A 22716-nucleotide genomic window follows, 5' to 3' on the forward strand; every position below is an offset into this window, starting at 1 on the left:
GTCTTTGCTACCTCGAAGTCACTGTACCTGTTGAAGAAAGCTTGATGAGTTCAACATGAACCCGAAAAACCACTGGATCACCGGTTTGAACTCCGGCACCAGTTTGGACGCCACCCACCAGTCGCTCTGGGAGAGGCTGGTGAAGGTATCCATAAAAAACAACAGGGCACTGACAATCAGTACCCCGCGAATTGCACCGAAGCAGACCCCCAGCACCCGATCGGTGCCAGAGAGCCCGGTTTTTTCAACCAGCAACCCCACTACGTAGTTCACCACTCCCCCCAGGATCAGGGTCGCGACGAACAAGGCCGCAATAGCCAGCCCATTGCGCACCATGGCATCGGAGAACGAAGTGAAATAGACGGCGAGATCGGGATAGAAATGGCTGGCAATAAAGAAGGCGATAAACCAGGTGACAAGAGACATGGCCTCCTTGACGAAGCCGCGCACCAGGCTGATGAGAGCAGAAAAACCGACGATGCCGATGATGGTGTAATCAATCCAGACCATAGAAAAAGATGTCCTGCGAAATTGCGGCGCAGTCTAACAAAAACGATTGCGCATTGCTTGATAAAATTGTGTTAACTGTTCAAAGCGGTGCCGAACAGCCGATTTTTTTGACCACTAAAACAGGTGGCCGGCGCCAGAATGCACAACGCCATGGCAATGCCATGGCGTTGTGGTCAGCAGCGTGAGCTTACCCGATGTGGGTCAGGCCACCCATGTAGGATTGCAGCGCAGCTGGGATGGCGATGCGGCCATCTTCCTGCTGGTAGTTCTCCATCACGGCAACCAGAGTACGACCCACCGCCAGACCGGAACCGTTCAAGGTGTGCAGCAGCTGCGGCTTGCCGTCGATGCGCACGCGAGCCTGCATGCGGCGCGCCTGGAAGTCGGTGCAGTTGGAGACAGAGGAGATCTCGCGGTAGGTGTTCTGGGCCGGCAGCCACACTTCCAGATCGTAGGTCTTGGAGGCGCAGAAGCCCATGTCACCAGTGGAGAGCGCCATCACGCGATACGGCAGCTCCAGCAGTTGCAGTACCTTCTCGGCGTGGCCGACCATCTCTTCCAGCGCTTCCCAGGATTGCTCCGGGTGAACCAGCTGAACCATCTCGACCTTGTCGAACTGGTGCATACGGATCAGGCCACGGGTATCACGACCGTAGGAACCGGCTTCAGAACGGAAGCAGGGGCTGTGAGCGGTCATCTTGATCGGCAGCTCTTGCGCGTCAAAAATCTCGTCACGGGCCATGTTGGTGAGCGGTACTTCAGAGGTCGGGATCAGCGAGAACTTGCGCACCTTGCCCTCTTCTTCCCCTTCGCCCTCGATACCGGTGTTAAACAGGTCTTGAGCAAATTTTGGCAACTGACCGGTGCCATAGAGGCTGTCCGGGTTGACCAGATAAGGCACGTAGCACTCGGTGTAGCCGTGCTGCAGGGTGTGCAAGTCCAGCATGAACTGGGCCAGGGCGCGGTGCAGACGGGCAATCTGACCCTTCATCACCACGAAACGGGTACCGGAGAGCTTGACGCCATTCTTGAAGTCAACGCCCTTGGCCGCTTCGCCCAGATCGATATGGTCGCGTACCGGGAAGCTGAACTCGCGCGGGGTACCCCAGCGACGTGCTTCCACGTTGTCATTCTCGTCACGGCCAACCGGGGTGGTCTCGCTCGGCAGGTTCGGGATCGCATCAGCAATGGCTTTCAGTTGAGCCAGCAGGGCATCCAGCTCGACCTTGCTGGTCTCCAGCTCGTCGTTGATCTTGGTCACTTCAGCCTTGAGCGGGGCAACATCTTCACCACGACGGGCAGCTTCACCGATGGATTTGGAGCGGGCGTTGCGCTCGGCCTGCAGCTCCTGAGTGCGGGACTGCAGATCCTTGCGTTTCTCTTCCAGAGCATTGACAGCCACTACGTCCAGAACGTAGCCACGTGTCGCCAGACGAGCGGCAGCCTCTTCGATATCGCTGCGCAGATATTTGGGATCCAGCATGGTTTACCTACTTTTTTTAAAATGGGATCTGGGCCTGAGTCATCATGACGGGCTGGGAAACAGATCCGGAAGTTAACATCGGTTGGCGCACCCCAATCGTCTTCAGGATCGGGCCTTAACAATCAGGCCTTCGAAATCAGGAAGATGGCGCAAGGCCAAGACAAACGGGGTCGGATGGGCAGTGTAGCAGACCGCCCCCCCGCCCGAACAGGGACTATTTGTGTCGTTTTTACCGACGTTGGCACGCACACCGCCCTGCATATTCAAACGCCTGACCAATTTTCAGCCATGCGAGGTAACAAAGGGGCTATTTGCCCCGTTGCTGCGGGCTCTGCCGATCCAGCTCATGAAGATAATCGAGCTTCTGGCCGATCTGCTTTTCAAGGCCGCGATCGGTGGGCTGGTAGTACTGCTTGCCAGCCAGTTCTGGTGGGAGATAGTCCTCACCCGCGGCATAGGCGCCCGGTTCGTCATGGGCATAGCGATACTCGGCGCCGTAGCCCAGCTCGCTCATCAGCTTGGTGGGTGCGTTGCGAAGATGGGGCGGCACCTCGAAGTCAGGGAGGTTTTTGGCATCATTAAGTGCCGCCTTCCAGGCGGTATAGACCGCATTGCTCTTCGGCGCGCAGGCGAGATAGACGATCGCCTGGGCGATGGCGCGCTCCCCTTCCGCCGGACCGATCCGATGGAAGCAATCCCAGGCCGACAGGGCCACCTGCATGGCGCGCGGATCGGCATTGCCCACATCTTCCGAGGCAATCGCCAGCAAGCGGCGGGCAATATAGAGCGGATCGCAACCGGCGCTCACCATGCGGGCATACCAGTAGAGCGCCGCATCCGGCGCCGAGCCACGAATGGACTTGTGCACCGCCGAGATGAGGTCGTAGAAGTGATCCCCCCCCTTGTCGAAGCGGGCCACATGCTCCCCCACCACGGCGGCGAGCAGGGCACTGTCAATTTGCTTGTGACCGCTGCTATCTTGCTCGGCCATATCGGCCAACAGCTCCAGATAGTTGAGGGATTTGCGCCCGTCCCCATCCACCGCCTTGGCCAGCGCCTCTTTGACGCCGGGGGCAAAGGTAAGCGCCGGATCATTGAGACCACGGGGGTCCTGCATCGCCTGATCGATCATGGCGAGGATGTCGCGCTCTTCCAGCCGCTTGAGCAGATAGACCCGAGCCCGGGAGAGCAGTGCGTTATTGAGTTCGAACGAGGGGTTTTCAGTGGTGGCACCGATAAAGGTGATGGTGCCATCTTCGATATGAGGCAGGAACACATCCTGCTGGCTCTTGTTGAAGCGGTGCACTTCATCCACGAACAGTATGGTGCGTACCCCGCGCCAGCTGTTCTCCTTCGCCTTGTCGATGGCAGCGCGGATCTCCTTGATGCCGGAGGTGACCGCAGAGAGCCGCTCCACTTCCGCTTGGCAGTAATGGGCCATCAGCTCCGCCAGGGTGGTCTTGCCGGTGCCGGGCGGCCCCCACAGGATCATCGAGTGGCAGTGCCCCGCCAGGATCGCTTTGCGCAGGGGCTTGTCAGCCCCCAGGATATGTTGCTGACCGATATACTGGTCGAGGTTTTGCGGCCGCATCCGGGCCGCCAGCGGACGAAAGTCCGATGAGAAATCCAGCGACAAGTTGCTCATTTGTATTGACCGTTCAGTATCACGGATACCGCCATGGAAAAACGGTCCGACGAGAAATCCAATAAGAGGTTGCTCATCTGCATTGACCACCCAGCGTCACGCCACCCGCCTTTGGCAGACGCAGTGGCGAGCAATCCAACGACCGCAAGCTCATTAGCGCTGGTCGTCCAGCTCAACCCCCTTCGGGATCTTGAACACAAATTCGTTGCCCTTGAGCACCGGCTTGCGGTTGAAACTGCTCAGGGTGAATTCGCTCCACTGCCCTTGCGCCTCTTTCACATCGAAGCGGCTGATGTTGTTGGCCCGATCGAAGGTGACGCGGAAGGAGGCGATCAGCTCGTCCTTGTTACGGCTGGTGACGGTATAGACATCCCCTTGCTGGGTCACGTCATAGTTCTTCCAAAACTTGTCGTCATTACCGGCGATCAGAATGAAGGGGGTATTGAGTACCGCATCCTTCAGCTTGAGGGCGGTAACCTGCTCGACGAAGGGATCATAGACCCACACATCCTGACCATCGGCCACGATCAGGCTTTCGTCCGGCGAGGTGGTGTGCCAGTTGAAACGATTGGGACGCTGCACCAGCAGATCGCCGCTGGCCTTTTGCAGCTCCTTGCCCTTGCTGTCATAGACGGTCTGGGCAAACTTGGCTGAGAAGAGGCTGACATCTGCCAGCTTTTGCTTGAGGTCGCTGGCCGCATCGGCCCACACCTGGCTACTGGCCATCAGCAGCACGGTACCCATCAACAGTTGTTTTTTCATCACGCTCTTCATAAAGACGCTCTCGATAAAAGGCCACGCCCGTGGAGGGCATGGCCAGGGATTGTATGAAACGGTGAGGCTTAGTCCCGCACCGGTGGCGGTGCCAGCACGTCGCGCTGACCATTGCCACCCGGTGAGCTGACGATGCCCTGATTCTCCATCTGCTCGATGAGACGAGCCGCCCGGTTGTAACCTATTTTGAACTTGCGCTGGACGCTGGAGGTCGAGCCACGGCGTGACTCCACCACAAAGGCGACCGCTTCGTCGAACAAGGGGTCGAGCTCTTCATCGCCACCGCCGCCAAACTCGCTGCTGCCACCCTCACTGCTTTCACCGGCGAGGATCTCCTCGATATAATTTGGCTCGCCGCGCAGTTTCCAGTCTGCCACTACCTTGTGCACCTCGTGATCATCGACAAAGGCGCCGTGCACCCGGGTCGGGTTGGAGGTACCGGCCGGCATGTAGAGCATGTCGCCCATACCGAGCAGGGATTCAGCACCACCCTGATCGATAATGGTGCGGGAATCGATCTTGCTCGATACCTGGAACGAGATGCGGGTCGGGATGTTGGCCTTGATAAGACCGGTAATGACATCCACCGACGGGCGCTGGGTCGCCAGAATAAGGTGAATACCGGCCGCTCGTGCCTTCTGGGCGATCCGGGCAATCAGCTCTTCCACCTTCTTGCCGACGATCATCATCATGTCGGCAAATTCATCCACCACCACCACTATGTGGGGCAGCTTCTCCAGCTCCGGCGCTATCTGATCCATGGAGTCACCCGGACGCCACAGCGGATCACGCAAAGGCTCACCTGCGGCCGCTGCTGCCAACACCTTGTCGTTGTAGCCCTTGAGGTTACGCACCCCGACTGCCGACATCAGCTTGTAGCGACGCTCCATCTCGCCCACACACCAGCGCAGGGCGTTGGCGGCGTCCTTCATGTCGGTCACCACCTCGGTCAGGAGATGCGGGATCCCTTCGTAGACCGACAGTTCCAGCATCTTGGGATCGATCATGATAAAGCGCAGATCATCGGGGGATGACTTGTAGAGCATCGAGATGATCATGGTGTTGACCCCCACCGACTTACCGGAACCTGTGGTACCGGCCACCAACAGGTGGGGCATCTTGGCCAGGTTCACCACCACCGGCTCCCCTGCGATGTCCTGACCCAGACCCATGGAAAGAGGGTGATGGCTATCGCGAAATGCATCGCAATCGAGGGTTTCGCGCAGGTAAACCGTCTGGCGCACCCGGTTGGGCAGTTCGATACCGACGAAGGTCTTGCCCGGGATCACTTCCACCACCCGCACACTGCTGGCCGAGAGGGAACGGGCCAGATCCCGCGACAGGTTGGTGATCTTGCTCGCCTTCATGCCCGGCGCCAAGTCCAGCTCGAAACGGGTGATGACCGGGCCTGGATAGACGCCGACCACCTTGGCCTGCACGTTGTAATCGGCCAGCTTGGCCTCAACCAGACGAGCCATACGATCCAGCTCGTCCTTGCTCATCATCTGGGTCTTGGCAGGCGGGCGATCGAGCAGCTCAATGCTTGGCAAAGGAGCCATGGCAGGCTGAGGGCGGCGCTTGGGTTTGCCCGGTGTGACGGCGGCGGGTGCAGGGACATCTTCGTTCCCCTCTGCCCAGGGCAGATCCAGCTCATCCTCATCGTCATCATCGGCCACAGCCAGTACCGGCTGACGGCGACCATTAGCGGCAGCCACCGCGCGCTTGGGCCTGGCAGCAGGGGCTGGCTCGTCATCTTCATCATCAAATTGCGGATCGAACTCGAAGGTATCGTCGTCCAGCTCCGGCAACCACTCTTCAGCGACCGCCTTCTGATCCTTGGCCTTGGGTCGACGAGTCCAGCTGCTGTGGGGCTCATCTTCCTCGTCATCAAACTCGATGGTCCCTACCCCGCCTTCCAGCAAGGGATCCGGCCCCTCGTTGCGGGGTTGACGCCAGCCGCCAGTCAACCAGCGGCCGAGGGTGGTCGGGAAGTGGTAAATCGCGCTGACCGAACCAGTGCAGGTCGCACCGATCCGCTCGACAATGGTGAGCCAGGACCAGCCGGTAAACAGGGTAATGCCGGTTGCCACGAAGCAGAGCAGCATCAGGTTGGCCCCGACACCGCCAAACAGCGGCACCACCGCAGAGGCGATCACATCCCCCACCAGACCACCGGCGGAGAAATTCTGCATATCGTTGAAGTTCATGCTGGCAATGGCCGACATGCCGAGCACGGTCAGGATAAAGCCGATGATCCGCACCCCCAGGGTGAGGTAATCCACCTCAAGCAAGCGGCTGGGGCGCCAGAACAAGCTCCAGCCCAGCAATACCACCAGCGGCGGCACCAGATAGGAAAAAGCACCGAAGGTGAACATGGTGATGTCGGCGAGCCAGGCTCCGGCGCTGCCGGAGAGGTTCTTCACCTCCCCCTGCCAGGAGGTCTGGGACCAGCCGGGATCGGCAGGATGATAGGACAACAGGGCAAGCAGAAGATACGCGGCCATCAGGGTGATGGCGATCAAGACGGCTTCGAAGATCCGTTGTGTACCTGATAAAGGAGTAAACAGCTTTTTATCGGCCAAACTCCGGCTCCTTTCTGAAAACATGTAATGCAGGAAATAGGGGGCCTAGTATCCCCGAAAAGCCCACCGATTGTCAGCCAATGCCTGATGGGACGGGGCTATATTTGCACTTCTCTTTACAAGAAGAAACGAGCGGACCAGCCGCTCGTTTCTGACTGTCATGGTGCCTCATATGGACAATACACCACGGCATAACCTGCTTTATCGGGTGCTGATCACCAGACGACAGCTCTGCTTGACCTCTTCCATCACCACATAGGTGCGGGTGTCGTTGACACCGGGCAGACGCAGCAGGGTTTCACCCAACAGGCGTCGGTAGGCCGACATGTCGCTGACTCGGGTCTTGAGCAGATAGTCGAAATCACCGGAGACCAGATGACACTCCTGGATCTCTTCGAGCACCTGAACAGCCTTGTTAAACTGTTCAAATACATCGGGCGCCCCGCGATTAAGGGTTATCTCGACAAACACCAGCAGAGATGCATCCAGATAATGAGGGTTCAGAATAGCGGCATATCCTTCGATATAACCTTGTCGCTCAAGGCGACGAACCCGTTCCAGACACGGTGTAGGACTTAGGCCAACTCGTTTGGACAACTCAACATTCGAAATCCTGCCATCCTTTTGCAGTTCATTGAGAATGTTGCGGTCAATCCTGTCCAAATCCTTTAGCCGACTCTTAGCTTCCATCATTTTATTCCATCCTTTGGCTATTTTTTGGTAAGAATCACCAGTCATTTTATAATTATGGTCACAAATCCTGTCAATACCTGAATATACTAGGCGCAAATGTTGGTTAACATTTTGGCAACATGAAACACCAATCGATAGACGAGGGATAGCATGATTATCGGTGTACCTAAAGAGATAAAAAACCATGAATACCGCGTAGGCATGGTTCCGGCCAGTGTACGTGAACTGACAGCACGAAACCATACTGTTTTCGTCCAAAGCGGTGCTGGAAACGGCATTGGCTTCAGCGATACAGATTATATTGCTGTTGGTGCCGAAATTTTGGCCTCTGCGGTAGAGGTTTTCGCCAAAGCCGAGATGATCGTCAAGGTCAAGGAACCTCAGCCGGTCGAATGTGCCATGCTGCGCCCGGGTCAAACCCTGTTCACCTACCTGCATCTGGCGCCAGACTTGCCCCAGACCGAAGCCCTGCTGCAAAGCGGCGCTATCTGTATCGCCTATGAAACCGTCACCGACAGCCGTGGCGGCCTGCCCCTGCTGGCTCCGATGTCAGAAGTCGCTGGACGCATGTCTATTCAGGCTGGCGCCCAAGCACTGGAAAAATCCCGCGGCGGAAGCGGCGTGTTACTCGGCGGCGTACCCGGTGTCGAACCGGCCAAGGTGGTGATCATCGGCGGCGGGGTGGTCGGCTCCAATGCGGCCCGCATGGCCATCGGCCTGCGCGCAGATGTCACCATCCTCGACAACAACATCGATACCCTGCGTCGTCTCGACAACGAGTTTCAGGGAGCAGCCAAGGTGGTCTACTCCAATAGCGAGACCCTGGAGCGCCATCTGCTGGCAGCGGATCTGGTCATCGGCGGTGTATTGGTGCCAGGCGCCACTGCGCCAAAACTTGTCAGCCGTGACCACATTGCGCGCATGAAGCCGGGCTCTGCCATCGTCGATGTAGCCATCGACCAGGGCGGCTGTGTGGAGACCTCCCACGCCACCACCCATCAGGATCCCACTTATATCGTCGATGAGGTGGTGCACTACTGTGTCGCCAACATGCCAGGGGCGGTTGCCCGTACCTCGACCGTGGCCCTCAACAATGCCACCCTCCCCTTCATCATTAAACTGGCTCAGCAAGGCTACCGCGACGCGCTGTTGTCAGACGAACATTTGCGCCATGGTCTCAACGTGATGGATGGCAAGCTGACCTGCAAGGAGGTTGCCGTGGCACATGGCCTTGCCTATACGGATGCACTGACCCTGTTGAACTGATCTCTGCTGGCCTGCGCCAGTATTGATGAGTAAAAATCCGCCCGCGATGGGCGGTTTTTTATCCCTTGAATTTGCCCCGCCTCCCTTCATGTACACGATTAATGCAATCGACTCGCCAGCCTTTGACCCCGGATCACGAATTACCTACAATCGCGCAAACTCATCACATCCCGGAAATTACATCATGAGCCAAGTCACTCACAGCAAATTGCTGATCCTGGGCTCCGGCCCGGCCGGTTACACTGCAGCCGTCTACGCCGCCCGCGCCAACCTCAACCCGCTGCTCATCACTGGCATGCAGCAAGGTGGTCAGCTGACCACCACCACCGAAGTGGAAAACTGGCCCGGCGATCCGGAAGGCCTGACCGGTCCGGCGCTGATGGAGCGCATGAAAGAGCATGCGGAAAAGTTCGACACCCGCATCCTGTTTGATCACATCAATGAAGTGGAGCTGACCCAGCGTCCGTTCCGCCTCAAGGGCGACAGCGCCGAATACACCTGCGATGCGCTGATCATCGCCACCGGCGCCTCCGCCAAGTATCTGGGCCTGCCCTCCGAAGAGGCCTTCAAGGGCCGCGGTGTTTCTGCCTGTGCCACCTGTGACGGTTTCTTCTACCGCAATCAGGAGGTGGCAGTGATCGGCGGCGGCAACACCGCTGTCGAAGAGGCGCTGTATCTGGCCAACATCGCCAAGAAAGTGCACCTGATCCACCGCCGCGATGAATTCCGTGCCGAGAAGATCCTGATCAAGCGTCTGCACGACAAGGTCGAGAGCGGCAACATCGTGTTGCACACCCACCAGACCCTGGATGAAGTGCTGGGCGACCAGATGGGCGTCACCGGGGTGCGTCTGCGCAGCACTCAGGACAACAGCACCAGCGAGTTACCATTGATGGGGGTCTTCATCGCCATCGGTCATCAGCCCAACACCCAGATCTTCGACGGTCAGCTGGAGATGAAAAACGGCTATCTGATCGTTCGTGGCGGACTGGATGGTTTTGCTACCCAGACCAGTATTGAAGGGGTGTTTGCCGCCGGTGACGTGGCCGATCACAACTACCGTCAGGCCATCACCTCTGCCGGTACTGGCTGCATGGCAGCCCTCGATGCCGAACGCTACCTCGACGCGCAATAAACCAGCGCAGATGTGATATAAGGCATACCAGTCGGTATGCCTTTTTTCATTTAAGGAGTCTAATGAAACAGAAGATATTGATTGTCGAAGATAGCCTGACCATTCGCCGTATGTTGACTCAGGCCATTGCCCAGCAGACTGGCCTCGAAATTGACGCCTTCGATACCCTCGAAGGAGCCCGTCACTGCCGGGGAGAGGAGTATGTGGTCGCGCTGGTCGATCTCACCCTGCCGGATGCCCCCCGTGGCGAGGCGGTGAACGAGCTGCTGGCTCGAGGTTTGTCGGTGGTGATCCTCACTGCAGACATCAGCGAGGATAAACGTGCAGCCTGGCTGGAAACCGGCGTGCTGGACTATGTGATGAAGGATTCGCGCCACTCACTGCAATATGCCGTCAGTCTGGTGCACCGCCTCTATCTCAACCAGTCCATCAAAGTGCTGGTAGTCGATGATTCGCGCACCTCCCGTCACCGTACCATGGCTCAGTTGCGCAAACAGCTGTTGCAGGTGCATGAGGCAAGTCATGCCCGTGAAGCGATGGCGATGCTGGAGCAGCACCCGGGCATTCGGCTGGCACTGGTCGACTACTACATGCCGGATATCGATGGCATCAGTCTGGTGCGGATGCTGAGAGAGCGTTACAGCAAGCAGCAGCTCGCGATTATCGGGATCTCGGTCTCGGACAAGCGCGGTCTCTCTGCTCGCTACCTCAAGCAGGGCGCCAACGACTTTCTCAACCAGCCGTTCGAACCGGAAGAGCTGCAGTGCCGGGTCAGCCACAATCTGGAAGCGCTCGAGCAGTTCAACAGCATTCAGGAGTCAGCCAATCGTGACTACCTGACCGGTCTCTACAACCGGCGCTACTGGTTCAACGAAGGGCAGAAGTGGTTTGAAGAGCATCTGCGTCAGCAGACGCCTATTGCACTCTGTGTGCTCGATGTGGATCACTTCAAGCAGGTCAACGATCACTGGGGCCATGCCATTGGCGATCAACTGCTCTGCCACCTGACCCGGCTACTGACCCAGTTCTTCCCCGATGCCATGATCGCCCGGTTTGGTGGAGAGGAGTTTGCCCTGATGGTGCCGCACTGTACCGTGCCCGTGTTGATCAAACGTCTTGAAGGGCTGCGTCAGCAGTTGCGCCAGCAACCCCTGTCACCGGAGATCCCGCTATTTGTTCGCGCCAGTTACGGTGTGATCAACGTCGGGCGGGTATCCATGGACGAGGCGCTGAGCGAAGCGGACCGGCTGCTTTATCAGGCAAAGAACACCGGTCGTGACAAGATAGTCTCTCAAGAGACCGCTATCTGAATCCTCAGGGCATCAGTCCCGTGTATTACCGCCCGACAGACTTTCCTGCAGGAGAGTCTGCGGGTTCATTTCCTGCCACAGTCTCCCCACTCGCAATGACTGTCGAAACTCAGTAAGTCTTGTCGACCCGCACCCCATCATCGAAATAGAGAATGCGCACCTTGTCTCCATTGGCAAAGACCATGGCGGGATCATAATCCTGGATCACGTTGATAAGGGCATTTTGCTCGTTGCGGATCAGCAGCTCCACCAGCTTGTTTTCCACCACGGTTCCCCCTGACTGGTATTGCTGCGCGGCCGCAGCCCCCGCGAGCGCCCCGACGGCAGTGGCAATTTCACGGCCATGGCCGCCGCCAAACTGGTTGCCAAGCAGGCCGCCCAGCACAGCACCGCCCAACGTCTTCCAGCCAGAGTGCTCGGACTCCAGGATCTGGCGCTGGGTAATATTGCGCACCGTTTCGACCTGACCAAACACCACCTGATTGACCGGCCGCGCGGTATTGCGCTGGTAAACTTCCGCCCCGGCGGGCGCCGTGACAAAGCAGAGCAAGCTGGATACTATCAGGATAATGGCCTTCATCTATGAACCTCGTTGCCTTATGTCTCGCTATCTTACCCAACTGGATGATGAGCTTTGCTGGTTTCCCGACCCCAGCCATGCGCTGGAAGAACCCAACGGCTTGCTGGCGATCGGCGGAGATCTCTCCCCGGCCAGATTGCTGGCAGCTTACCACAAGGGGATCTTCCCGTGGAATGAACCCCACCAGCCGACCCTGTGGTGGTCGCCCGATCCCCGCGGGGTGATCCGCCCCGATCAACTCCATGTGGGGCGGACATTGCAGAAGATTATCCGCCGCACCCCATTCGATATTTCCGTCAATCGCGCCTTTAATGAGGTAATCACCGCCTGCGCCGCCCCTCGTCGCACCGCTGATGGTACCTGGATCAGCCAACCCATGATCGACGCGTATCAACAATTGCACCGGCTGGGTCATGCCCACTCCATCGAAATCTGGCAGGAGGGAGAGCTGCAAGCGGGACTGTATGGCCTCTCTATCGGCCGACTGTTTTGCGGGGAATCCATGTTCAGCCGGATTGATAACGGCGCCAAGCTGGCGATGGTGGCACTCTGCCGCCACTTTGCCCGCCATCGAGGTGCCCTCATCGATTGCCAGATGCAGAACCCGTTTCTGGCCACCCTAGGTATCGAGGAGTGGCCAAGGTCGCGCTTTCTGGCCGAGCTGGCACGCCTTGGCCAGCAACCACTATTGGCTTCCTGCTGGCAAGAGGGAGAGATCAGCTTATGACTGAAGAAGTGATCCTCAAAGTAGGGCTAACCCCCAAGCATCCCTGCAGTTATCTGGACCATGAGCAGGAGCAGTTGCTAGTGCTCATGGATCACAACCTGCTCAATGCCAACGGCTACGAGCGCTTGTTGACTGCCGGTTTTCGCCGCAGTGGCAACGACATCTATCGTCCCCACTGTTCCGCATGTCACGCCTGCCAATCTCTGCGTATTCACAGCGAACAATTTCGCCCGAGCCGGGGCCAGAAGCGGATCCGCCAGCTCAACAGGGATATCGAACTTGTCCTTAGTTACGATGACAAGCCCGAGTATTACCAGCTCTACGAACGCTATATTCGCGAACGCCACCATGATGGCAGCATGTATCCCCCCAACCGCAACCAGTACCGCGGCTTTCTCCATTGTGACTGGATGCCACCACTCTATCTGGAGATGCGCAAGGAGGGCCGCCTTATCGGCGTGGCCACCACAGATTTGCTGCCCCACTCCATGAGCGCCATGTACACCTTCTTCGACCCGGACTACGCCGATCGCTCCTTGGGCACCTTTGCCATCCTCTGTCAGCTCGATCTGGCCAGGCGCACCGGACGGAGCTGGCTCTATCTCGGCTATCTGGTGGAGGCGTGCCGCAAGATGAATTACAAGCGTAATTACCTACCACACGAGCTGTTAATTCAGGGGGAATGGAAAAATATCGACACCAAGCCCGAGTAAACTTTACACATAGCCTTAAATCCGGCATGATCCAGCGGTTTTTTGTTGTGGCTTATCAAGAGGATTCAATGGCTAAAGAAGACAGTATTGAGATGCAGGGCACTATTCTCGAAACCCTGCCCAATACCATGTTCCGTGTGGAACTGGAGAATGGTCACGTGGTTATCGCTCATATTTCAGGCAAGATGCGCAAAAACTACATTCGTATCCTGACTGGAGACAAAGTAACGGTAGCACTGACACCCTACGATCTCTCCAAGGGACGTATTGTTTTCCGCTCTCGCTAAGCCAGGAATTCAGCAAAAAACCCCAACCTGATCGGTTGGGGTTTTTTGTCGTTTTCTGATCACTGACGCTTAGTGGGAAACAGCTTCAACATTGACCTGAAAATCAAAGCTGAGGCTGTCATTTACCAACTCAACCTTCACAATCCCCCCGTCAACTAATGAACCGAACAGGATCTCGTTGGCCAGGGGTTTCTTGAGGTGCTCTTGGATAACCCGACCCATCGGTCTGGCGCCCATGGCTCTGTCATATCCCTTCTCTGCCAACCAATGACGGGCTCGCTCAGACACCTCGAGAGATACCCCCTTCGCATCCAGCTGCACCTGCAACTCAACAATGAACTTGTCGACCACTTGGTGGATCACCGCCATATCCAGGTGGTTAAACCAGATAGTGTGATCAAGCCGGTTACGAAACTCCGGACTGAATGTCTTGTTGATCACCGCCATGGCATCGTGGCTCAAATCCTGTTGCTGGAAGCCTATCGATTTGCGCTGGGTCTCCTGCACACCGGCGTTAGTGGTCATCACCAGAATGACGTTACGGAAATCCGCCTTGCGCCCGTTGTTATCGGTCAGGGTGCCGTTGTCCATCACCTGCAGCAGCAGGTTAAATACATCGGGGTGTGCTTTCTCAATTTCGTCGAGCAACACCACCGAATGGGGATGCTTGATCACCGCATCGGTCAGCAAACCACCCTGCTCAAAACCGACGTAGCCGGGTGGCGCACCGATCAGTCGCGAAACAGTATGACGCTCCATGTACTCGGACATATCAAAGCGCAGCATCTCGACACCCAATGCTTTGCCCAACTGTTGGGTCACCTCTGTTTTACCGACACCGGTAGGGCCTGCAAACAGGAAGCAACCTACCGGACGACGTTCATTGCCAAGACCCGAGCGTGACAAGCGGATCGCGTCAGCCAGCACTTCGATAGCCTTGTCCTGACCAAAGACCACCATTTTGAGGTTACGCTCCAGGTGTTTCAGCACCTCTTTGTCAGAGGAGGAGACTGATTTCTCTGGAATGCGGGCAATCTTGGCCACAATGGACTCAATCTCCTGCACATTGATCACTTTCTTGCGTTTGCTCGCTGGCAGTAACCGTTGGCCAGCGCCAGCCTCATCGATCACATCGATCGCTTTGTCAGGCAGGTGGCGATCGTTAATGTACTTGGCGGAAAGCTCGGCAGCCGCACGGATCGCCTTGGCGGTGTAACGCACCCCATGGTGTGCTTCATAGCGACTTTTAAGGCCCATCAGAATGCGGGTGGTGTCATCCACCGTCGGCTCGACAACATCGATCTTCTGGAAGCGACGCGCTAATGCACGATCTTTTTCAAAGACCTGAGCATATTCCTGATAAGTGGTTGACCCTACACAGCGCAGCAAACCATTGGAAAGTAACGGCTTGATAAGGTTAGCCGCATCCAACTGCCCACCGGATGCCGCTCCGGCACCAATGATGGTATGGATCTCGTCAATGAAGAGAATGGCACCTTCCTGACGCTCAATCTGCTTGAGCAGTACCTTGAGGCGCTTCTCGAAGTCGCCGCGATACTTGGTGCCAGCTAGCAGAGAACCCATATCCAGCGAATAGATGGTGCTACCGGCTATCACCTCGGGCACATCGCCCTTGACGATCCGGTAGGCCAACCCTTCGGCAATGGCAGTCTTGCCCACGCCAGCTTCACCCACCAGCAGTGGGTTGTTCTTGCGGCGACGGCAGAGCACCTGGATAGTCCGACTGAGCTCCTGATCACGACCAATCAGCGGATCAATGCGTCCCTCCAGCACCAGCTGGTTGAGGTTGGTGGCAAAGCTTTCTATCTGGGCAGCCGAGACATCGTCATCAGACTCGGGATTATTGTTACTGCTGATATCCGGTTTGCTATCCTTGCGCACCCCATGGGAGAGGAAATTGACCACATCAAGGCGGCTTATCTCGGATTTTTTCAGAAAATAGGCAGCTTGAGACTCTTGCTCACTGAAGATGGCGACCAACACGTTGGCGCCGCTGACTTCGGTATTGCCAGACGATTGCACATGGAACACTGCGCGTTGCAGCACACGCTGAAAGCCCAGAGTTGGCTGAGTTTCACGATCTTCGTCATCGCGAGGGATAAGCGGGGTTGTTTGGGTGATGAATGCGCGGATCTCCTTGCGCATCAGCTCGATATCGGCACCACAGGAGCTCAGCGCTTCATGAGCTGAACTGTTATCCAGAAGGGCTAACAACAGGTGCTCGACAGTCATGAATTCATGGCGCTCATCACGGGCCAGTTTGAAAGCCTCGTTCAGCGTCTTTTCTAGATCTTTATTCAACATAGGCACCTCCCCTAGTACAGCAGCAATGTGGTGTCACACTCGCCATCAACTCATCGAATTCAAGCCTTTTCCATAGTACATAGCAGTGGATGTTCGTTGTTACGTGAATAGGTGTTGACTTGGACTACCTTGGTTTCAGCTATTTCTGCAGTAAACATGCCACAGACCCCTTTACCACTATAATGCACGCTCAGCATGACCTGAGTCGCCTTGTCCAAATCCATACCAAAGAACTTTTGCAGCACCTCTACCACAAATTCCATTGGCGTATAGTCATCGTTGTTTAACACAACTTTATACATGGATGGCGGCTGCAGTTTGGTTTTCTCTGCCTCTGCTAGTTCTTCATTAGCAAAGAGTTCTTTCTGCTTGCTCATAATCGCGCTTTGGTACCTCTAGATTACTACCGTCTAACACAAGGTTGTCAATAGACTTGTTAACCAGATCACATCAGCTGTTAACAACTCCTTGACTCGCTCAAAACTTAGACTAAATTGATTACTTGCTAATCTGTGCCCGTCTGCTACGGGCTCATGTCCTTAGTTATAAGGGGCTGGCGCAGGTTACTCAACGACTTCTGGGTAATCAATAAAAGGATGTAGAAGTATGGCAACCGGCACAGTTAAGTGGTTTAACAACGCAAAAGGATTTGGGTTTATCTGTCCGGAAGGAGGCGGTGAAGATATCTTCGCTCACTACTCCACCATTAAGATGGAGGGCTACAAGACCTTGAAAGCAGGTCAGGCCGTCAATTTTGAGCTGCAACAGGGGCCGAAAGGGAATCACGCCTCTCTTATTGTGCCAAACGAAGCACAAAATATGTAAATAACACCCGTTGGATAAATAAAAAACCGGTTCCTCTTTGAGCAACCGGTTTTTTATTGTCAGATTTCTGGCGCATCCTGCATCCTCACGGGATCACAGGGTTATCGCCAGCCATGATCAGTCGTGATATTCGCTGCAGGCAATCAGGGTGTTTTCCATCAGGCTAGCCACTGTCATGGGGCCCACGCCACCGGGTACCGGTGTGATGAAGGAGGCATGGCTGCGGGCCGTCTCAAACTCCACATCGCCAACCAAAGAACCATCCGCCAGACGGTTGATACCCACATCGATCACCAACGCCCCCGGCTTTACCCACTCACCGGGAATGAAGTTGGGCTTGCCTACCGCGACAACCAGCAGATCGGCACGGCGCACCTGATCTTCCAGATCCCGGGTAAAGCGGTGACAAGTCGTGGTGGTACAGCCCGCCAACAACAACTCAAGGGTCATGGGACGCCCAACGATATTGGAAGCGCCCACCACAACCGCATGCAGGCCATGAGTCTTCACGCCAGTCGTCTCAATGAGCGTCATGATCCCTTTCGGGGTACAGGGGCGCAGCGCTGGAATACGCTGAGCCAGCCGACCCACATTATAAGGGTGGAAACCGTCAACATCCTTGTCAGGATTGATCCGCTCCAGCACTTGAGTGGTATCGAAGTGACCCGGTAACGGCAACTGAACCAGAATGCCGTCTACCTGGCTGTCGGCATTCAGCTTATCGATCAACGCCAGCAGATCTTCCTGACTCGCGGCCGCACTCAGATCATAAGAGCGGGAGAGAAAACCAACCTCTTCACACGCCCGGCGTTTGCTGCCGACATAGACCTGAGAGGCGGGGTCAGCCCCCACCAGAATGACTGCCAGCCCGGGAGCCCGTTTCCCTGCCGCCAGCCGCTGTTGCACTTGCGCCGCGACCTGGCTGCGAATCGTTTGCGCAACCTGTTTTCCATCTATGATTTTGGCAGACATCGTTCTCCACTCACCCTCTGTTCAACTGCCGCGCATTGTCGCATTTTTTTAGCCGGGATGTTAGCGGCAGACGCTCGTCAGGCCTGTAGCGGGCAATAAGTAGGCACTTGAATTTACTAGGGGAAAAAGTCATTGACGCTAGCCGGTACGCTTGGCTATGATGCCCGCCCGTTGTCCAGTACATCTCTTGTGGATATGCCGGTCAGGGTTTTTCGGTGATTAGCGCAGTCCGGTAGCGCATCTGGTTTGGGACCAGAGGGTCAAAGGTTCGAATCCTTTATCACCGACCATGTTCATCGACTTGCTGCTGCAGCGCGTCGATACAGAGCGCCCTTAGCTCAGTCGGATAGAGCAACGGCCTTCTAAGCCGTGGGTCGCAGGTTCGAATCCTGCAGGGCGCACCATTTGAAATGTGTTTGAAATCAGTGCCATAGAGACGAATACCGTGATTTATCGCGCGTTCGTCATTTATCGCCACCATCTTCTTGGCAAACACAAATGGTAAAAAGTTCAGTGGTGGCTGTAGCTCAGTTGGTAGAGTCCCGGATTGTGATTCCGGTTGTCGTGGGTTCGAGCCCCATCAGCCACCCCATTATTTTCTGTTTCGCGGTTAGCCATCTCTTTTCTAACCTCGTTCAGACCGTCAGCCTGACTGACAAGGTGCAGTGATTGCACAATTTGAAACCGGCCTTGCGCCGGTTTTTTTGTATCTGCCTTTTTAACTTCTGCCCTAAATAGGCAACCGGGAGGTATCTTGGCAAATCTCGCAGCAAAAAATGGCGCCTAAGCCGCATGATGGAGCAACCCCCCTCATCTGCGCTCAGGCGCCACCCGCATCAGGACGGGACGTTCTCTTCCGGCATCCAGCTCTCGGCGTTCTCCCACACTTCCTGCACCATGGCTTCAGCCAGCTCTTTGTCTTCTTTACTGGCACGGCTGACGGTCAGGGCCATGGCGCTGCCGGGGGCAACCCGCACGTGGATGTCGGGAAACTTCTCACCAAGCTGCTTGAGCAGCTCCTGACGCAGCGCCTCCATGGTCAAGGTCGGGATCTGGTGTTTTCTATCGATGATGATTTCAAGACGCATAGGGTACTTCTCCATGATTTATAACTGTATTTTTATCCAGTATTAAAGAGAAGTAAAGGGGCATCATGATCCAATCAGAAAAGATCCAGCTGCTGACCGCAGATCCGGTCGAATGACTCGCCGATAAAGGGCAGGATGGCGTCGGCGATGGGCCGCAACTGCTTGTCGATGTAGTGCTCGTAGTCGATGGCGCTGCGCCGGTACTCCAGCGGTTCCGGGCCGCCCAGCGTCATCAGATAGGCGATGGTACCCCGATGCTGATAGCGCTGGGGCAGACCACGGCGCAGATTCTCCTCATCGGCCAGCCGCGCCGCTCGCACATGGGGTGGCACATTCTTCTGATACTCCTCCAGCTTCTGGCGCAGCCGTTTGCGGTAGATGAGCAGATCATCGTGACGACCGGTACGGGTCTCATCCACCATGGTGCGCACATAGCCGCTGGGGTCTTCATCGTGAAACACCAGCTCATAGAGGCGGGTCTGGAATTGCTTGGCCAGCATGGTCCAGTCAGTGCGCACCGTCTCCAGCCCTTTGAACACCAAATGTGCCCTTTCTCCCTCTCCTACCAGCCCGGCATAACGCTTCTTGCTGCCCTTCTCCAAGCCGCGGATGGTGGGCATCAGAAAGCGGCGGTAGTGGGTCTCGTACTCGATCTCCAGATAGCTCGGCAGGTCGAACTCGTCCTTGATCAGCGCCGTCCAGTTGTCGTTGATCATGGCAGCCAGCTCGCGGCCAATCTGCTCGGCCTGCTGCGGACTGGTCTCCCTGCCCAGATGGACAAAGGTGGAGTCGGTATCGCCATAGATCACCTCGAATCCCTTCGCCTCAATCCACTCGCGGGTCTGCTGCATGATGCTGTGACCGCGCAGGGTGATCGATGAGGCAAGCCTGGGATCGTAGAAGCGGCAGCCCCCCGAGCCCAGCACCCCATAAAAAGAGTTCATGATGATCTTGATGGCCTGGGAGAGCGCCTTGTTGCTGGCCGCCTTGGCCCGATCCCGCGCCGCCCACAGGGTGGCGATGAGATCCGGCAAGAAGTGCCGCTCGCGGGAGAACAGAGCGCCGCGAAAGCCGGGAATGGCGTGGTCGGGATGTTGCAACCCCTCCACCAGCCCCATGGGGTCGATGCAGAAGGTGCGGATGATGCTGGGATAGAGGCTCTTGAAATCGAGCACCAGCACATGGCGATAGAGACCGGGCTTGGAGTCCATCACATAGCCGCCGGGGCTCGTCAGCCCCCCGTCAGCCGGCAGATTGGGGGCCACGTAGCCACCGCGATGGAGCCGCGGCAGATAGAGGTTGGTAAAGGCCGCCACCGAGCCCCCTACCCGGTCCAGCTCCAGACCGGTAAGGGAAGCACGCTCGATGGCAAAGGGGATGAGGTGGCAGTAGTCGAAGATCTCCCACACCAGTTTGCAATCTTCCAGGTTGTAGCGGGCCAGCGCCTCCTTGTCCGAGTGGAACAGCTCGGTGATCTTCTCCCCCCGATTGGCCACATCCTCGATGTCCTTGCCACGGCCAAGCAATTCACTCGCCACCGCATCCAGGCTGTAGCTGGCAAACTGCCAGGTGGCGCTTTTGAGGGTGTCGATGCCATCGAGCACCATACGCCCGGGAATGATGACGTTGCCGGTCTGGGGATCGCCCCGTGACGAGCGCCAGAAGCAGAGCTCGCGCCCTCGCCCGAGCCGCAGCCGCCGCTTGTTAAGTTCGGCGCGGCGCAGCAGCAGACGAAAGTCAAAATTGACCACGTTCCAGCCAATCACCAAGTCGGGGTCATGCAGGCTGAACCAGCTCTCCAGCGCACTCAGCAGGGCGCTCTCGTCCTCTACCCACTGGACCTGAGTGCCCCAGCTCCCGGCATCCGCTTCCGGGGTGCCGATCATGATGACCCGCGCATCCTGTTCGCTGTAAAGACCGACCGAGAAGAGCGCCCCGTCCATGGCGCACTCCACGTCGAGCGACACCCAGGAGAGGGTCGGCGTCACCGCCTGCGGCGCGCAGCGTGCCTCGTTCACCTCCCAGTAGCCCTGCTTGCCCCCCTTCTTCACCGCCCGGCCATCGAAGCGCACGCCAGCGGTGATGAAACGCTCCATCAGAAAACGCTCCGGCAGCCGGATATCCGCCTCGAAGTGCTCCAGTCCGCGAATAAGCAGCAGCTCGATGGCGCGGTGAAAGGCGCTCAGGGTGGCGAAATAGCAACCCACCACAGGACGGCCGTCGAAGGTGTGCATCGGCAGGCGGCGAAACCGCCCGCTCACCCCGGCCCCTTTGAACAGCTCGGCGGCTTCTGCCATATGGCTCTGCGGCAGGAAAAACACCGGCTCCTGCCCCGGCACCACCACCCGCACCGGCCCCTGCGCGCTCCAGAGCCACATCACGATTTCGGTCGTAGCGGCGTGCCCGTTGCGGCCGCGCACGTCCCGACCGTGGCGGGTCAGGATAAAACCGTCGAGCGGCGAGGTAGCGGGTACGATGGGCTGGGTTGCAGTCATGAAACGTAAAGGGGCTGTCCGAGAATGGGACTATTGTACGTTCATACAGTGCCCGCTCGCAATCATCACGCAGGCTGCGGGACGGGTGTCAAACTGGTAAGCTTGATGCCGTCGTCATTCCCATCCACCCGGTTATGACCGCGCTATTACCGTGCTTCGTCGACCAAAGGAGTCTCTGTGGCAATCTATTCCCTGCTGGATCAGCTGGCCATCCCCTACCAGCGGATCGACCACGCCCCCGTTTTCACCTGCGAGGAGGCGAGCAGCCTGCTGCCCGACCTGCCCGCCGCCAAGACCAAGAACCTCTTTTTGCGCGACCCGAAAAGTGAACGGCTGTTTCTGGTGGTGAGTCCGGAGGAGAGCAGGGTCGATCTCAAGGCGCTGGCGGCACGGCTCGGAGTGAAGCGGCTGAGCTTTGGCTCCCCGGAACGGCTCGATGCGGTGCTCGGTCTCACCCCAGGCTCGGTGACCCTGCTCGCCATGGTGCGCGATACAGAGAAGGCGGTGGAGCTGGTGGTTGATGAAACTATCTGGCAGGCCGAGCAGGTACAGTGCCACCCGCTGGTCAACACCGCTACCCTGATCATCCACCTCGACGACGTGCGCCGTCTATTAGCCCATCTCGGGCGGCAGGCCACTGTGATGGCACTACCGGTCGTAGCAGCAAATTAAATGACCGACTCACCCATCAAGGCGCCAGACCAGCCAGAGCCGACCCGTTTCGAATGCCGCCCGGCCAGACTGGCGGATGCCCCGGCCTATCACCGATATGTGGTCGAGTGTGCCGAGGCGGGGATGCCGCTCTATCAGGTGGCGCAATTTGACCCGGACGGCTGGTTACAGAGCCTGCTGGATCACGCCGAAGGCCACAACCTGCCCAGCGGATACCTGCCTACCACCACTTATTTTGCCCTTGATGGAGAGGAGATCCTCGCCACCTTGCGCCTGCGTCACGGTGACAATGAGGCAACCCGGCAATGGTTGGGCCATATCGGTTACGAGACCCGCCCCTCACGCCGTGGCGAAGGGGCCGCCTCCGCCTTGCTGTGCTGGATACAACAAGCGCTGAGCGCGCCGGTGCTGATCAGCTGTGGCGAAGAGAATCTGGCCTCCCGCAAGGTGATTGCAGCAGCCGGCGGGGAATGGCTGGGGCGGCGCTACCATCCGGGGGATCGCCGCTGGCTGGAAATGTACCGGATAGATCCCCTGCCCCGCCCGACAGCCGCAGATCTATTGGCAACAGCAACAAGCGATCAGCTGCAGGAATAACGCTATCACCCGACCGCTGCCACCACAGCCGATATAG

The 22716-nt window shown here is 57.3% G+C and carries 22 protein-coding genes and 3 tRNA genes; 13 read left to right on the forward strand and 12 right to left on the reverse strand.

What is annotated here, in order from left to right; translation table 11 throughout:
* Positions 1–18: 18 nt before the first annotated feature.
* Positions 19–510: a CvpA family protein gene (locus BN1135_RS19300; protein ID WP_042023984.1), complete on the reverse strand. Its 492-nt coding sequence runs from the start codon at positions 508–510 to the stop codon at positions 19–21.
* An 8-nt stretch (positions 511–518) separates the two neighbouring features.
* Between BN1135_RS19300 and BN1135_RS22275 the strand changes: the two genes are divergently transcribed.
* Complete coding sequence (locus BN1135_RS22275) at positions 519–695, forward strand: hypothetical protein (RefSeq protein WP_157774535.1); 177 nt, start codon at positions 519–521, stop codon at positions 693–695.
* A 2-nt stretch (positions 696–697) separates the two neighbouring features.
* Here the strand turns inward: BN1135_RS22275 and serS are convergent, their stop codons facing one another.
* From serS to lrp, 5 genes are all read right to left on the reverse strand, one after another.
* Positions 698–1993, reverse strand: a complete 1296-nt coding sequence (gene serS, locus BN1135_RS19305; RefSeq protein ID WP_042023985.1) for a serine--tRNA ligase — start codon at positions 1991–1993, stop codon at positions 698–700.
* Between the two features lie 307 nt (positions 1994–2300).
* A complete protein-coding gene (locus tag BN1135_RS19310) occupies positions 2301–3638 on the reverse strand; it encodes a replication-associated recombination protein A (RefSeq protein ID WP_139244992.1) in 1338 nt (445 codons plus the stop codon).
* 153 nt (positions 3639–3791) lie between these two features.
* Positions 3792–4400: an outer membrane lipoprotein periplasmic chaperone LolA gene (gene lolA, locus BN1135_RS19315; RefSeq protein ID WP_042024083.1), complete on the reverse strand. Its 609-nt coding sequence runs from the start codon at positions 4398–4400 to the stop codon at positions 3792–3794.
* 80 nt (positions 4401–4480) lie between these two features.
* The gene (locus BN1135_RS19320; protein ID WP_042023987.1) at positions 4481–6994 is read right to left on the reverse strand and encodes a DNA translocase FtsK; all 2514 of its coding nucleotides are present in this window, start codon (positions 6992–6994) and stop codon (positions 4481–4483) included.
* Positions 6995–7195: 201 nt separating this feature from the next.
* On the reverse strand, positions 7196–7687 hold the full coding sequence (gene lrp / locus BN1135_RS19325; protein ID WP_042023989.1) for a leucine-responsive transcriptional regulator Lrp: 492 nt from the start codon (positions 7685–7687) through the stop codon (positions 7196–7198).
* A 150-nt stretch (positions 7688–7837) separates the two neighbouring features.
* On the opposite strand from lrp, the gene ald reads away from it, so the two are divergent.
* The 3 genes from ald to BN1135_RS19340 all read left to right on the forward strand — a co-directional run bounded on the left by ald (position 7838) and on the right by BN1135_RS19340 (position 11398).
* Positions 7838–8953 carry an alanine dehydrogenase gene (gene ald, locus BN1135_RS19330; protein ID WP_042023990.1) on the forward strand — a complete coding sequence of 372 codons (1116 nt, stop codon included), beginning with the start codon at positions 7838–7840 and terminating at the stop codon, positions 8951–8953.
* A 184-nt stretch (positions 8954–9137) separates the two neighbouring features.
* Positions 9138–10088 (forward strand): thioredoxin-disulfide reductase, encoded by a 951-nt coding sequence (gene trxB / locus BN1135_RS19335; RefSeq protein WP_042023991.1) that lies wholly within the window; start codon positions 9138–9140, stop codon positions 10086–10088.
* A gap of 62 nt (positions 10089–10150) precedes the next feature.
* A complete protein-coding gene (locus BN1135_RS19340) occupies positions 10151–11398 on the forward strand; it encodes a diguanylate cyclase (protein ID WP_042023993.1) in 1248 nt (415 codons plus the stop codon).
* A gap of 109 nt (positions 11399–11507) precedes the next feature.
* Here the strand turns inward: BN1135_RS19340 and BN1135_RS19345 are convergent, their stop codons facing one another.
* Positions 11508–11978, reverse strand: a complete 471-nt coding sequence (locus BN1135_RS19345; protein ID WP_005337104.1) for an outer membrane lipoprotein — start codon at positions 11976–11978, stop codon at positions 11508–11510.
* Positions 11979–11997: 19 nt separating this feature from the next.
* On the opposite strand from BN1135_RS19345, the gene aat reads away from it, so the two are divergent.
* From aat to infA, 3 genes are all read left to right on the forward strand, one after another.
* Positions 11998–12705: a leucyl/phenylalanyl-tRNA--protein transferase gene (aat, locus tag BN1135_RS19350; RefSeq protein ID WP_042023994.1), complete on the forward strand. Its 708-nt coding sequence runs from the start codon at positions 11998–12000 to the stop codon at positions 12703–12705.
* Entirely contained in the window at positions 12702–13418 is a 717-nt protein-coding gene (locus BN1135_RS19355) for an arginyltransferase (RefSeq protein WP_042023995.1), read from the forward strand. Before aat ends, BN1135_RS19355 begins: the two co-directional genes overlap by 4 nt.
* A gap of 68 nt (positions 13419–13486) precedes the next feature.
* Complete coding sequence (gene infA / locus BN1135_RS19360; protein WP_005300033.1) at positions 13487–13705, forward strand: translation initiation factor IF-1; 219 nt, start codon at positions 13487–13489, stop codon at positions 13703–13705.
* 69 nt (positions 13706–13774) lie between these two features.
* Here infA and clpA read toward each other — a convergent pair whose 3' ends face one another.
* Entirely contained in the window at positions 13775–16030 is a 2256-nt protein-coding gene (gene clpA / locus BN1135_RS19365) for an ATP-dependent Clp protease ATP-binding subunit ClpA (protein ID WP_042023996.1), read from the reverse strand.
* Between the two features lie 59 nt (positions 16031–16089).
* The gene (gene clpS / locus BN1135_RS19370) at positions 16090–16407 is read right to left on the reverse strand and encodes an ATP-dependent Clp protease adapter ClpS (RefSeq protein WP_042023997.1); all 318 of its coding nucleotides are present in this window, start codon (positions 16405–16407) and stop codon (positions 16090–16092) included.
* A gap of 229 nt (positions 16408–16636) precedes the next feature.
* Between clpS and cspD the strand changes: the two genes are divergently transcribed.
* Positions 16637–16855, forward strand: coding sequence for a cold shock-like protein CspD (cspD, locus tag BN1135_RS19375; protein ID WP_042023999.1), 219 nt, complete (start codon positions 16637–16639; stop codon positions 16853–16855).
* 117 nt (positions 16856–16972) lie between these two features.
* Here cspD and folD read toward each other — a convergent pair whose 3' ends face one another.
* Entirely contained in the window at positions 16973–17827 is an 855-nt protein-coding gene (gene folD / locus BN1135_RS19380; RefSeq protein WP_042024001.1) for a bifunctional methylenetetrahydrofolate dehydrogenase/methenyltetrahydrofolate cyclohydrolase FolD, read from the reverse strand.
* A gap of 213 nt (positions 17828–18040) precedes the next feature.
* On the opposite strand from folD, the gene BN1135_RS19385 reads away from it, so the two are divergent.
* The 3 genes from BN1135_RS19385 to BN1135_RS19395 all read left to right on the forward strand — a co-directional run bounded on the left by BN1135_RS19385 (position 18041) and on the right by BN1135_RS19395 (position 18419).
* Positions 18041–18117, forward strand: a tRNA-Pro gene (locus tag BN1135_RS19385).
* A gap of 37 nt (positions 18118–18154) precedes the next feature.
* A tRNA-Arg gene (locus BN1135_RS19390) sits at positions 18155–18231 on the forward strand.
* A gap of 112 nt (positions 18232–18343) precedes the next feature.
* Positions 18344–18419: transfer RNA gene (locus BN1135_RS19395), tRNA-His, on the forward strand.
* 244 nt (positions 18420–18663) lie between these two features.
* On the opposite strand, the gene BN1135_RS19400 is transcribed toward BN1135_RS19395, so the two are convergent.
* Together BN1135_RS19400 and BN1135_RS19405 are read right to left on the reverse strand one after the other, a co-directional pair.
* Positions 18664–18915: a DinI family protein gene (locus BN1135_RS19400; RefSeq protein ID WP_042024004.1), complete on the reverse strand. Its 252-nt coding sequence runs from the start codon at positions 18913–18915 to the stop codon at positions 18664–18666.
* 74 nt (positions 18916–18989) lie between these two features.
* The gene (locus tag BN1135_RS19405) at positions 18990–21410 is read right to left on the reverse strand and encodes a DNA polymerase II (RefSeq protein ID WP_042024006.1); all 2421 of its coding nucleotides are present in this window, start codon (positions 21408–21410) and stop codon (positions 18990–18992) included.
* A gap of 177 nt (positions 21411–21587) precedes the next feature.
* On the opposite strand from BN1135_RS19405, the gene BN1135_RS19410 reads away from it, so the two are divergent.
* The gene (locus BN1135_RS19410; RefSeq protein ID WP_042024007.1) at positions 21588–22082 is read left to right on the forward strand and encodes a prolyl-tRNA synthetase associated domain-containing protein; all 495 of its coding nucleotides are present in this window, start codon (positions 21588–21590) and stop codon (positions 22080–22082) included.
* Positions 22083–22679, forward strand: coding sequence for a GNAT family N-acetyltransferase (locus tag BN1135_RS19415; protein WP_042024010.1), 597 nt, complete (start codon positions 22083–22085; stop codon positions 22677–22679).
* The last annotated feature ends 37 nt before the right edge of the window (positions 22680–22716 follow it).

This window comes from Aeromonas sobria, from assembly GCF_000820145.1.
GTDB lineage: Bacteria > Pseudomonadota > Gammaproteobacteria > Enterobacterales > Aeromonadaceae > Aeromonas > Aeromonas sobria.

Excerpts from the sequence above, each read along its gene's own strand:
- BN1135_RS19300 (WP_042023984.1), bottom strand. The coding sequence starts at position 510 with ATGGTCTGGATTGATTACACCATCATCGGCATCGTCGGTTTTTCTGCT.
- BN1135_RS22275 (WP_157774535.1), top strand. The coding sequence starts at position 519 with ATGTCCTGCGAAATTGCGGCGCAGTCTAACAAAAACGATTGCGCATTG.
- serS (WP_042023985.1), bottom strand. The coding sequence starts at position 1,993 with ATGCTGGATCCCAAATATCTGCGCAGCGATATCGAAGAGGCTGCCGCT.
- BN1135_RS19310 (WP_139244992.1), bottom strand. The coding sequence starts at position 3,638 with ATGAGCAACTTGTCGCTGGATTTCTCATCGGACTTTCGTCCGCTGGCG.
- lolA (WP_042024083.1), bottom strand. The coding sequence starts at position 4,400 with ATGAAAAAACAACTGTTGATGGGTACCGTGCTGCTGATGGCCAGTAGC.
- lrp (WP_042023989.1), bottom strand. The coding sequence starts at position 7,687 with ATGATGGAAGCTAAGAGTCGGCTAAAGGATTTGGACAGGATTGACCGC.
- ald (WP_042023990.1), top strand. The coding sequence starts at position 7,838 with ATGATTATCGGTGTACCTAAAGAGATAAAAAACCATGAATACCGCGTA.
- trxB (WP_042023991.1), top strand. The coding sequence starts at position 9,138 with ATGAGCCAAGTCACTCACAGCAAATTGCTGATCCTGGGCTCCGGCCCG.
- BN1135_RS19340 (WP_042023993.1), top strand. The coding sequence starts at position 10,151 with ATGAAACAGAAGATATTGATTGTCGAAGATAGCCTGACCATTCGCCGT.
- BN1135_RS19345 (WP_005337104.1), bottom strand. The coding sequence starts at position 11,978 with ATGAAGGCCATTATCCTGATAGTATCCAGCTTGCTCTGCTTTGTCACG.
- aat (WP_042023994.1), top strand. The coding sequence starts at position 11,998 with ATGTCTCGCTATCTTACCCAACTGGATGATGAGCTTTGCTGGTTTCCC.
- BN1135_RS19355 (WP_042023995.1), top strand. The coding sequence starts at position 12,702 with ATGACTGAAGAAGTGATCCTCAAAGTAGGGCTAACCCCCAAGCATCCC.
- infA (WP_005300033.1), top strand. The coding sequence starts at position 13,487 with ATGGCTAAAGAAGACAGTATTGAGATGCAGGGCACTATTCTCGAAACC.
- clpA (WP_042023996.1), bottom strand. The coding sequence starts at position 16,030 with ATGTTGAATAAAGATCTAGAAAAGACGCTGAACGAGGCTTTCAAACTG.
- clpS (WP_042023997.1), bottom strand. The coding sequence starts at position 16,407 with ATGAGCAAGCAGAAAGAACTCTTTGCTAATGAAGAACTAGCAGAGGCA.
- cspD (WP_042023999.1), top strand. The coding sequence starts at position 16,637 with ATGGCAACCGGCACAGTTAAGTGGTTTAACAACGCAAAAGGATTTGGG.
- folD (WP_042024001.1), bottom strand. The coding sequence starts at position 17,827 with ATGTCTGCCAAAATCATAGATGGAAAACAGGTTGCGCAAACGATTCGC.
- BN1135_RS19400 (WP_042024004.1), bottom strand. The coding sequence starts at position 18,915 with ATGCGTCTTGAAATCATCATCGATAGAAAACACCAGATCCCGACCTTG.
- BN1135_RS19405 (WP_042024006.1), bottom strand. The coding sequence starts at position 21,410 with ATGACTGCAACCCAGCCCATCGTACCCGCTACCTCGCCGCTCGACGGT.
- BN1135_RS19415 (WP_042024010.1), top strand. The coding sequence starts at position 22,083 with ATGACCGACTCACCCATCAAGGCGCCAGACCAGCCAGAGCCGACCCGT.